General features: G+C 42.4%; 13 protein-coding genes and 2 pseudogenes. 3 read left to right on the forward strand and 12 right to left on the reverse strand.

The window, feature by feature from the left end; translation table 11 throughout:
• Positions 1-2: 2 nt before the first annotated feature.
• The 4 genes and pseudogenes from JFN88_RS13715 to JFN88_RS13730 all read right to left on the reverse strand — a co-directional run.
• Positions 3-932 carry an aldo/keto reductase gene (locus JFN88_RS13715; protein WP_199019849.1) on the reverse strand — a complete coding sequence of 310 codons (930 nt, stop codon included), beginning with the start codon at positions 930-932 and terminating at the stop codon, positions 3-5.
• A 4-nt stretch (positions 933-936) separates the two neighbouring features.
• Positions 937-1,935, reverse strand: a complete 999-nt coding sequence (locus JFN88_RS13720) for a Gfo/Idh/MocA family protein (protein WP_199019850.1) — start codon at positions 1,933-1,935, stop codon at positions 937-939.
• A gap of 342 nt (positions 1,936-2,277) precedes the next feature.
• The gene (locus JFN88_RS13725) at positions 2,278-2,727 is read right to left on the reverse strand and encodes a hypothetical protein (protein ID WP_199019851.1); all 450 of its coding nucleotides are present in this window, start codon (positions 2,725-2,727) and stop codon (positions 2,278-2,280) included.
• A 1,369-nt stretch (positions 2,728-4,096) separates the two neighbouring features.
• Positions 4,097-4,337: pseudogene (locus JFN88_RS13730) on the reverse strand (transposase); the annotation flags it as partial.
• A 196-nt stretch (positions 4,338-4,533) separates the two neighbouring features.
• On the opposite strand from JFN88_RS13730, the gene JFN88_RS13735 reads away from it, so the two are divergent.
• The 3 genes and pseudogenes from JFN88_RS13735 to JFN88_RS25455 form a co-directional block, all read left to right on the forward strand.
• Entirely contained in the window at positions 4,534-4,755 is a 222-nt protein-coding gene (locus JFN88_RS13735) for a hypothetical protein (RefSeq protein WP_199019852.1), read from the forward strand.
• A gap of 11 nt (positions 4,756-4,766) precedes the next feature.
• Positions 4,767-5,177, forward strand: coding sequence for a hypothetical protein (locus JFN88_RS13740; protein WP_199019853.1), 411 nt, complete (start codon positions 4,767-4,769; stop codon positions 5,175-5,177).
• A gap of 12 nt (positions 5,178-5,189) precedes the next feature.
• Positions 5,190-5,489: pseudogene (locus JFN88_RS25455) on the forward strand (DUF6076 domain-containing protein); the annotation flags it as partial.
• Between the two features lie 126 nt (positions 5,490-5,615).
• Here JFN88_RS25455 and JFN88_RS13745 read toward each other — a convergent pair.
• The 8 genes from JFN88_RS13745 to JFN88_RS13775 form a co-directional block, all read right to left on the reverse strand.
• Positions 5,616-5,867, reverse strand: coding sequence for a hypothetical protein (locus tag JFN88_RS13745; RefSeq protein WP_199019887.1), 252 nt, complete (start codon positions 5,865-5,867; stop codon positions 5,616-5,618).
• Positions 5,864-6,886, reverse strand: coding sequence for a TIR domain-containing protein (locus JFN88_RS13750; RefSeq protein WP_199019854.1), 1,023 nt, complete (start codon positions 6,884-6,886; stop codon positions 5,864-5,866). Before JFN88_RS13750 ends, JFN88_RS13745 begins: the two co-directional genes overlap by 4 nt.
• A gap of 209 nt (positions 6,887-7,095) precedes the next feature.
• Complete coding sequence (locus tag JFN88_RS13755; RefSeq protein ID WP_199019855.1) at positions 7,096-7,236, reverse strand: hypothetical protein; 141 nt, start codon at positions 7,234-7,236, stop codon at positions 7,096-7,098.
• On the reverse strand, positions 7,211-7,372 hold the full coding sequence (locus tag JFN88_RS24995) for a DUF6809 family protein (protein ID WP_332908484.1): 162 nt from the start codon (positions 7,370-7,372) through the stop codon (positions 7,211-7,213). Before JFN88_RS24995 ends, JFN88_RS13755 begins: the two co-directional genes overlap by 26 nt.
• 198 nt (positions 7,373-7,570) lie before the next feature.
• Positions 7,571-8,128: a hypothetical protein gene (locus tag JFN88_RS13760; RefSeq protein ID WP_199019856.1), complete on the reverse strand. Its 558-nt coding sequence runs from the start codon at positions 8,126-8,128 to the stop codon at positions 7,571-7,573.
• A gap of 45 nt (positions 8,129-8,173) precedes the next feature.
• Positions 8,174-8,581: a polymorphic toxin-type HINT domain-containing protein gene (locus JFN88_RS24865; protein ID WP_332908481.1), complete on the reverse strand. Its 408-nt coding sequence runs from the start codon at positions 8,579-8,581 to the stop codon at positions 8,174-8,176.
• Positions 8,554-9,432: an RHS repeat-associated core domain-containing protein gene (locus JFN88_RS13765; RefSeq protein ID WP_332908482.1), complete on the reverse strand. Its 879-nt coding sequence runs from the start codon at positions 9,430-9,432 to the stop codon at positions 8,554-8,556. The genes JFN88_RS24865 and JFN88_RS13765 overlap by 28 nt, the downstream gene beginning before the upstream one ends.
• Before the next feature lie 128 nt (positions 9,433-9,560).
• A complete protein-coding gene (locus JFN88_RS13775) occupies positions 9,561-10,574 on the reverse strand; it encodes a serine hydrolase domain-containing protein (RefSeq protein ID WP_199019857.1) in 1,014 nt (337 codons plus the stop codon).
• Positions 10,575-10,873: the final 299 nt, after the last annotated feature.

The following is a 10,873-nucleotide window of genomic DNA, read 5'->3' on the forward strand; positions in this document are numbered from 1 at the left end:
AATTACGCTTTCAAATCCAGCCACTTGATTTCTTCTTCCGTCAGTTCAATCGCTGCCGCATCGCGGCATGAGAGCAGCTCCGCCTCATTTTGCGGACCAATAATCGCTGCCGTATTGAAGGGCTGATTGAGGACATAAGCAAGTGCAATCTGAATTGTGGACACGCCTTGTTGCTCCGCCAGCTTCTGCGCTCTGTCGTAGCGCTCCCAATTCTCATCATTATAGAAGACACGTACCAGATCCGCATCCGAATGATCATCCCGCGTGAAGCGTCCGGTGAAGAAGCCCCTTGCTTGCGATGACCAGGAGAAGATCGGAAGCCCGGATTGCTCATGCCATTGCAGCGTTTCTTCATCTACGCTGATGCAGCCCCCCCAATACGGTTCCTTGGCCTTGGCCAGCGCCAGATTCGGACTGTTGAACGAGAAACCGATCAATCCGTGACTGTCGGCATAGCTTTGCGCTTCTGCGAGCCGTTGCCAGGTCCAGTTGGACGCCCCGAAAGAGAGTATTCGGCCAGCCTCCACCTGCTCATTGAGAATCTCCAGTATTTCCCCTACCGGAACATCAGTATCATCACGGTGCAGTGCGTAAAGATCGACATAATTCGTGCGAAGCCGCTCCAGGCTGATTGACAGCTCCTCCTGAATAGCCGCGCGGTTGACGCGATTGCCATCATGGTTCGGGTGAGCGCCTTTTGTCCAGAGATTGATGTCGCTGCGGTTGCCGCGCTCCTCGATCCACATACCGATGGCTTGCTCGCTTCTGCCTTCGCGATAAATAAAGGCCGTATCAATCGTGTTGCCGCCCACAGCTACGAAGGCATCCAGATTGTGACGAACGAGATCATAAATCTCGGGAGAAAAATAGTCGGAGCCCATAATGAGCCGGGATACACCTTTGCGAAGCCCTGCAATTTCAATCTGCTTCATCTTTTCACCCCTCCTGGGAAATCGTAATCCGGTTACGCTCATGAATCGACTGAAGACAAGCATCAATAACCTTCATATTGTCAATCGCGTCAGACGGAGCGAACTGCGGCGCTTTCTCCCCCCATACAACGGCGGCAAATTCATCGATCTGCAGGGTGTACGTATTCAAATCCGGTTGCTCGACCTCCCTGCGGCCATCCCTCGTAATAACATAGTAGTTCGGGTTACCGATAAACGAAGAAGGAACCTCAATCCGGCCGTCGGTTCCCAAAATCTCAAGTGTATTGCGGAAATCCGCCCACATCCCGCAGCCAAAGTTCAACGCTACGCCACCTGAAAACTCTAAAATGCCGGACGCCATCATGTCCACATTGTCATGCTCCGGCGAGAGCAACCCGTGTACTGTCGCTGCTTGCGGCTCCTCATCAAGCAATAGGCGGGCCACACTAATCGGATAACAGCCTACATCATAGATGGAACCGCCTCCCCAGGCCTTGCGAAAACGGACATTGGAAGCGTCTCCAGCATTGTTGAAAGTAAAATGGCTTTGCAATCCGCGAACCGCCCCGATCTCGCCCGATTGAATGATTTTCTTGATCTCTTCGTAGCGTGGGTGATGCCGGTACATAAAGGCTTCGGCCAGATGCACACCCGCAGCGCTGCATGCCTCCACCATTTTGCGCGCTTGTTCTGCGTTTAACGCGATCGGTTTTTCACACAGCACATGCTTGCCCGCCTCCGCGGCCTTGAACGTCCACTCCATATGCAGATGATTCGGCAGCGGAATATAGACCGCATCAATCGACGGGTCGGCAATCAACTCTTCATAGCTGCCATAAGCTGTCGGTATATCAAGACTTCTGGCCGTCTCTTCTGCCGTACTTAAATTCCGGCTTGCAATTGCAGCCGCCACTCCGGTCTGTGAAGCGATAATTCCTGGAATAACTGCACGCTTGGCAATACCTGCACAACCGAGTATACCCCATCTTAATTTCCTGGACATTGTTACACTCCTTAGCACTTGGAATTACACTCAGTATAATGCATCTTTCTGCCCGTTGATATAGAAAGGTTTTCAGGACGATATAACAATATTCATGTGGAGATTGCAATGGACGAGTGTGACAGAGGGGACATCTTATCTATGTTAAGGGTTGAAACGAAATAGCGGTAGACTGCCAGCGAGGGGAAACGCAACAGGGCTAGAAGTTCTTACAGATCAAGATTAAAGCCTGGCTTCTCCTTCCTGCCAAGTTCTGATTTTAAGATTGAAGCTGTTTAAAAATAGCGTGAGCGAACTGTAAAAAGGCCCGAACCTCTTTCGAAGAGGCCCGGGCCGAAGCGGTTATGATTCTGCAGGAAAATCCAGTTCGCCATTGCGCTGCTGTCTCTGGAGGGACAGCCTAAGCGGCAAATGCCAAGCCGTAAGTACCGCAAACAGGACAAAAAGAATATCCATTTTGCCAAAAAAACTGATGAAATTCTCTGTGAAAATTTGAAATACCACCTTATTCAGCATACTGCCAAACACGTCTTTCATCATATAAGCCACAATAAAAAACTTGCCCAGTACAATACCAAGCAGCGCAGAAATAACTGCGGTTGTCTGATTGGCTTTCGTCACATGTTGCGTGAGCAAATAGACAACATATCCTGCAAGCCCGCCAATCCCCCAAGCTATAAGGCCAAGCTCGTATTCTGTGATCACAAGGATCAGCGCCCAGACCGCGCCGCCGATAATAGAGGCAACTAGCGCTCCTAGTGCAGGCAGAATTATTCTGTTATTGTCCTGCATGTCTTGAATTCCTCCGTTATTATATATTCTCTCTCTTTCTATGAACCTCATCATTCGCCTATCGGCCGAATAGACGGACAAATTTGGAACTTTTCCATAGTAGCACATCACATTGTAAAAAACACCAATTATTTGATGCGATTTCGAGTCCTGACATACTAGCATGATACAAAAGCAGGTAAAGAAATTTAAAGGGTCATCTGAAAGCCGCTTAAAAGCAGCCTGCAGATAACCCTTCAGTTTATCCACTGTCACAGCGGCAGAGTCGGGTTAGAAGTTTTTGAGAAGTCCTATCAAAATCAACCTCCTCAATAAATTTACTAACTTCCCCGTTGGGACTGTGAATGGGAGCGTTCTTTATAACAAGGAGCGGTTCGCCAAGAGAAAGGTGAGCCGGCTCGATACAAGCCTTTGCTCCATGAGCAACAGTACAGTAGATATGGTGGGAAAGTTATTCGTGGGATTGCGGCCAGCACAGAGAGCAACTTTTTGAGTAGCTCTGGTCATTATGTTTATCTCGCTGGTCTAATCCGTTATAATACAAGTACAGAAACTAACTGGATTAATGGGTATAGTTATACTTCCCATCATAACCTGTAATAGAAGTTTACTTATTGACTTTTTTAAACATTTTTCCACACAGTCGACTTGAGAATATTGACTGTGTGGATGATGTATTTTAACAGGTAGAGCAGAGAGGAATTGTTATGAAAAAAAATCCTTTATTGTATTGTCCTTAATATGTGTTATTTCAATTTCAATAAATGTACTGTCAGCAGTAAATGATAGTAAAGCCAAAAAGTCTTTTTTATTTGAAACTTACAGTCACTTAGTTGGTTTTTTTAAAACATTGGATAATTTAGGAGAGTCAATACATGACAAGGACAATGAAAGAATTGCTTATAATATCTCGGAGTTAGCAATAGTGAGTGCAAAGCTCGACAGTTCCATTTCCACATTAAGCACGCTCTCTCGATCCAATTATATTCAAAATGGATTCCAAGAGTTGTATAAAATAATTTCGACGGCAGTAACAACAAGAGATAAAAAATCCGAACAGGTCAATTATCAATTATCGCAATATAAAGAGGAAATTTAAAAAGTAATTCAAAAATTATCTCCTAACGAAGAACTACGTGATAATGGATACGGTGATCTTTTAATAAACCCTAATTATTCGCTGAGTATTAAGAAGGTTCTTCATGCAATTAACGAAACATTGGAGAAATTGTCTTCTAGCCGTTAAAATCTTGTTTGAGTTGGTTTTTCTATTGCTTCATAGCAAGTGTAACGAAGGGAAACATTCGAGTTGTCAAAAAAAGGGGTCTGTCAAATCTTTTGTGTAAACTCATTTAAAAGACTTCTCCCCTCGGGGCTCTGGCGGATACTTAAAAAAGGTAGCCAGTTCATCCCAGTTTATTGCGTCAAGAGCGAAGGATGAGGGGATACTTCGTTCCCCAGGCTTCCTCGAATCGATTGAGTTCGACAAGAGCCATTTCTTCCGATACAGCTTTGTAAATGGGCTTCAGATTCAGATCGGCAGTTACCTTTTTCAAATCCTTGTAACAGAGATAGCGCGTGGAGTTGCAAATTTGGTAGATGATGCATTTGCTTTTCATTTTCTTTGCTCAGTTGCTTCAACTTGTCCAGTACTTCCTTCGTACAATAGCCTAACGAAAATACTCGCATATCCGCAATGCGGGAAGTCAACTCATCGGAAGTCGATGAGCATCTTCCGTACATCGATACCCATGGTTGACGCTGAACTCTTCCTTGCATATTTGATTATCTAAAAAGAGGTGCGACATGAGTGATACCTATCAAGTCTATATTGCCGATGGTCGGAAGCATTTCCTTCATGGTACTGCTGGTCATTCATGTTCAGCATACGCATTATCCATTGTCCCCACCGTATTGGAGTGGATGGAGCTTGACGTTAAGCCGACCTATGACATTACAGAACGTCTTCAAACCGTTATACAGCAACTGGAAATTAGAAAACAAAACGGCTGGAAAAGCCGATCTTAGAAGGGGTGGCTTTGCTAAACAGCTACCAGCCCTATTTTGCTTATTTACTTTTGGAATGGACAGAAAGGCTGAAGCAGGCGCGGCAGCAAGCGTATGAGGATGTGGAGAGGTTACTTTCCACCGATGAACCGATCCAACTACCTAAAAAGCTTGAAAAAACACAGCAGCAACTACGTGTGCTTTGGTATGATGTGCTAGATGTGGATGTAACTGATGAGCCAATTCAAGATAGGCTGAGTAGCTTCTATGCAGCTAACAGCAACAATTCCTCCCGCTTTGCCTTTCGGTCATTACAGCTTCGCTATACCCCAATGAAAGAAGGAACGTTTACAGAGTTGCTAGAGGTTCAGAGCCTGTTCGATATACCTAACTTTTTTGTGCGTGAATGTCTTCGCCATGAGTTGCCTTTTCGGATATGCTAAAATTGTGGTCGCTACTTTGCACTGAGTCGTAACAAAAATGCAGAATATTGTGAGCGTCCATTTGCCATTCCTACGAAAACCTGTAAGGAAATCGGCGCACTTAGCCAGTGGGAACGAAAAAAGGCGGATTCACCCGCACTCAAGGCATACATACGAGAATACAAACGACGCTTTGCCTGGATTAGATATGGAAAAACAACAGAGGAACTTTGCTATCAGTGGGCTGAGTTTGCGAAGCTCAATCGGGATGCTTGTCTGCGTGGAGAGTTCACTGTTGAAACTTTTTTAGAGTGGTTAAAGCTAGACATGTAGCAAATCTGAGCGCTATTGATTAGGCTGTTCCTTGCGATATTATTGTGTTCTGACCGGTGTCGTTCTAAAGCATAAAAGGCTCCCAAATATGTGGGAGCCTTCAGTAAATGTTTATCCAGTTTTAATTTAAACAAACGACGGCTTTCTTGAATCAACGTTTCCTGTAAGAACTTTTACGTATTCTTTATCTACACCTTCAACTGAAGGACCAACGTAGATAACGCCAACTCCGCCGTTTTTAGTAGCCAATAACACTTTTGATGCTTGATCAACATGATCTTTGCCCTTAGTGTCAATAATTATTGATTGAGATAGCAACTTTGACATTTTATAACCAGGAGCGACCCCATGTCGACGATTACGTCTGCTATGCTTCATACAGAATCCCCTCCTACTAGAAGATTAATCGTTCGTAAAAGCTCATTATTATTTGTAACGATAGCACTCAACTGATCATCATCCAGTGTATACCTGCCTGAAAAATGAATGGATAGAACATGCTCTTTACCTAAAGGATAGCATAAAATATATACCCGTTCAACTTCAATCCGATTATAAAAAGACCATTTTGAATTCAAATAGGCATCTAAAACATATATAGGTTGTTGCCCCGACTCTGTTCGTTCTTGGTTTTCACTAAAAGCAAAAAAACGCCCTCTTCCAACATTGCCTCCAACTTGTCCAATTCCATCATTTCCTTGTATTTTCCAAAGTGCCGCACCTGTAACAATACATTCCGTTGGTGGAATAATAGACGTTCTGATTGCCTCACTCAGCGCATTATAACGCTCCTTTTCATCAGGAATTGTAGCATTTTTGTTGTACGTCCAAAAGAAATGTAAAATCCGTCGTTTACGTTCATTTTCTTCTTCAAGTTTCTTTAATTCAACACGAGGGTCTAAATAATAACCTTCAATCTGAATTCTCTTTATCAGGAATTGGCAAGCCACTGAAACAGCAGACTCGTAATTCTCATCAGTACGCACCTCATATTTAAGTAGCGTCAGACCTTGAAGATCAGTCAGAATATGAAAATCACTAACCTTCTCTTGGTTTATGAGATCATCTCGTTCTTTTACTTCATTGGGGACAATTGCAAACACACGTTGCCGTCGCAGTCTTCCCCAAAATAATCCCATTTCAAATATCGTATTGTCTCGGGTAATAAAAAGATACTTACCTCGATGAAATGCAACATCATCTGGAGCAAAAACGAATACCCCAAAGTCATTATTGTCCAATTGCTTTTCCAGGGACTCCATCGTATATTCATTGCCTTGAAAAGCACCACTATACCACGAAGTCACCTGAGCATGGTAACTGATTTGTGAATGAATTGCATTGGCTAAATCCATCGCTTCTCGTGAAGATCCTATAAAAACATTTGGCCTTGTCACATCCACAACTCCCCAAAACACAGTAAATGTCTTCTAATTATACCATAATTACTTTGAGTTCAGTTACTATATTAATAGTCAATAGGATTATTTACTTGATGATTGAAGTAGATAGGGGTATCAGGGGCAGACCCTGACAAACGAATTTTGGAGACCAAATTCAGTGCTTGCTACAACACGAGACAGTAGTCGCGTGTTGCTTTGAATATCTACCAGCGGAGAAAAAAAGAGAAGCAAACAAGCAGCATTTCGCCTTTAACAGTAGCGGGATAGTGGTAAATAATACCCTCCACATTAATAACGGTCAGCATGTCGGTATTATCATCATAATGGCATGCTCGAAGCTGCATCTGGAGCCAACTCCTCCCGATTACTCATGACCTCAATAAGCAGGTTCGCTCCAAGTCTGAACCCATGGAGAAAGGCAGCTTCCACATGCATACTACTTGCATTGAGGCGATGCTTAATAACAGAAAAATAATAGATCTATAAAAACCTTTCCACTTCATTTTTTAAACATAATGTGTAACAAACTTAGGTCTTTCTTATAAAGTCTTAGAAGTCTGTCTGCCATTGTTTTCTCCTTTAGTCTTTCAGATAACGTTTTTGTATTCACAAACCCTCATTCGGCACTGGGAGAGACAACCTTGAGGATTTCCGCCCTCAAGGTTGGTAAAATACTTATTATGAAAACTGCTTTAGAAAAGCATATATCCAATCAATATTGGAGTTGTATTCCTTTTGGTTACGTTCCCACTGCTCAATAAATCTTTGTTTGCAACTTTCATCGTAGGAATATACTATTTGAATTTTCTCCACAAACTCTTTGCTACCACCCAAGATTGCATGACCTTCGTGTGAAATTAATATTCCCCAACTACCATTAGTTGAATAAATTGCGCTTTCTAATACGATTGGTAGATTTGTATACTCCTCATAACTAGATGAATTTTTCCCCACCCAATGACCAGATTCGTATGAATCATTTGATAATAAAGTAGAAAAACAATCCCCTTCAATTTCAGAGATATAAAATTGTTCTTCTCCAATATGAGTAATAGATTGAATAAGCGCCTTAAACTGCTCTTTTTGAAGATAGTACCCTTCTGTAGGGAACAAAAGCAATTTAGCTTGAATATTATCAGCATAAACATCATCATCAAAAGGATCTTTATTCTTAAACACTTTTAAGAAATTACTCTCAAGAATCTTAACATTCTCAATATTAACGATTTTTTTCATATCATTTCTCCAAGAATTTGATTTTTCTTACTCCACTTATTCCGTTTACATCAATTGTAGGAGGGCCAGATTTGGAAGCTGCACGATAGGTGAAGGTGACACCATTAGCATCTTTACCAACAAAGACCCCTGAAGAGACTTCTTTATAGCTACTAACCTGCTCCTTGAAGAATCCAAAAGCATCATTAGCATTTCCAATATTTTTTTAATATCTTTTTGATCAGCTTGGGATAATTTCTTTAAATCCCCCGAACTGAGTTTACCCCAACAGTTCGTATTATGCACCCATATTCCAATATCCGTCACATAATACGTATGGAAGTCCGCAACGGTAAAATTGTAGACCGTACCTGGCTCATCAAGCTTAACGAACTCAACCTTGTCAATCGTCAGATAGCTTCCATCAGCCTTTTGGAGTTTGTCACCTACTTGAAGTTCATCGGCGAAGACCACCCTTTACCTTCTACCCAAAACGGATGATTATCGGTCGTCTCGATGATTTGCTCCTCAACGTACAGCTTGATTATATCATCCCGTTGGTTGCGGTATAAAGCAGTTACTTCTTTGTATGCCAACTTGCCGTTAGAATCATATTCAGACTTAGCAAGAACCTTATCTCCGACCTCAATGTCTTCAATATTTTTCTCCCCTTCGTCTGTAAGAACTTTTGTTCCCGCGGTAAAGCAATTACAAGCCTTTATTGCGTTTTTGAGAAAATCTTGACCTTTATTCGTTAACTTACTCACTTTCCCCTGTGGGGTTACTTCTATAAATATCATTCCTGCTGCCAAAAATTGCTCTAATGAATAGGGATTTTCTTTTGAAATTCTGTAGTATTCATTTAACTCCGACAGGGTTCCCATTGACCAGTAATCAGCAGCTGAATAATAGGAGGAATGTGCTTGTTTTAGAAATTCCCACTCTATTTTTGCCTGCTCTTTTACACTTTCCCAAGCGGCTTTACAATACTTCTTCCCTAGCCATTCTGTAAAACAATGTCCAGATGGATCAATATACCTTAACGGGTTATTAGCAGTATACGTATACAGGTTTAACGTCAGCGGATTCGTGATATCCCCTTCATACGTATCCTTACTTATAAAACGTCCTACACTTGGATCATACCATCGCGCTCGCAAATATTGCAATTGGGTTGTCCGATCCCATAGTTCCCCTGAATAGCGGAACGAGTTGTCCACCGTCTCCTGTTCAATCAGCTTACCTTCATGGTTATATGTCATCGACTCCAGTTGCTGATACTGCCCACCACGCCACATTTCGCTTCGAATGATTTCCTCTAGCACATCGCTCGTACTGCGTGTCCGATTTCCTTCGGGATCAGCGCTTGTCATTTGCCGATTAATATAATTGTCAGCAGAAAATAAAGTCTTAGACTATCGCTGTGTTTATTGAACTAAAGTTCTTCGTTAGTTTAATGAGTATTTGTTATTTCCGTGGTAAGAATGGCTGATTCGGGATTCTCAAATAACGGCACAATATGCTTTTCAATCAATTCAATCCTGTTCTGTGCACGTGGCATAAAACGAGAAGCGATGGAAACTACCATTTTCTTCTTGGCATTTACGAAAATCGCATTTCCACTGTCGCCCAAAGCTGCATAGCAACCGTGTTCCTTGTTGTCAACAATCCACCATAAATAACCGTATGACAACTCTCCCCATCGACTGTTTTCTTTGGTACTTTCCTCGATCCATTTTGAGGATAGAAATTGCTTTCCGTTCCAATATCCTCCATTCAAGTATAGCTGACCGATTTTTGCCATATCCCGTGTCGTTAAGGTTAGCCCCCAACCAGCAGTGTTCGTGCCTTTGGAATCTACCACCCAACCACGAACATATTTATCCTTAAGAAAAGCAAAATACTCCTCTTTGCAATGTACGCTCGCATTATGTGGTGCTTTGATTCCTAGTGGTTCAAACAGATTTTCTGTGGCAAAATCACGCGCAGATTGGCCTGTTGCATTAGTGAGAATCCCTGATAAAATCTGCATACCAATGGTTGAATATTTAAACCCTCCAAGACCGCTCTTACCGCCCAACAAGTCCAGCGCAGCTTTTGTCCAATCATCGCTTGCATAAACTTTTGTATATGGCTCCGACTTGTACTTATACGGTGCTGTCATTGTCAGAATATTTTTTATTGTGACATTCATTATCGTTTTTTCCCCGCGTTTGACCGTGTAATCGGGGAAGAAGTCCAATACTTTCTGATCTACGCTTTCAATATAGCCTTTATCTATGGCAATGCCAATTAAAGCAGAAACGACGCTCTTTGTCACGGATGCAATATGAATGGTATCGTCAGCGGTATAGCCGTCAAAATAACCTTCATATACCCTTTCGCCGCCCTGCATCACCACTATACCAGCAATATTACCATAGTCTGTTTTAATAAGATTTTCGAAATCTGTAATGCTTTTATTCATAATTTTTCTCCCCCTAAAAATAGATATATCGATGTCTAAGAAGAGCATATTATGGAGTGCTACGATAAAAATGTAGTCGAAAAACACCCTCGGATGAAATAAAATGAAAGCAGACGAGGGGACGAGAAACAATGAAACGATCTTCTTTCCGGATCGGGTCGGGCAACATTTAAACTGAGACGCATGTTGCCCCCTCGAGGGCCTCATCCTCTAACTACGTTGTAGAGTAGAAGAGCGCCTTTCCTTTCAGGATTGTACACTCCCCCCTCGCAGAACCGTGCTTGCGCTATTTACGCACA

The sequence above is a fragment of the Paenibacillus roseus genome (genome assembly GCF_016424485.1).
In the GTDB taxonomy this organism is placed as follows: Bacteria; Bacillota; Bacilli; order Paenibacillales; family Paenibacillaceae; genus Paenibacillus_D; species Paenibacillus_D roseus.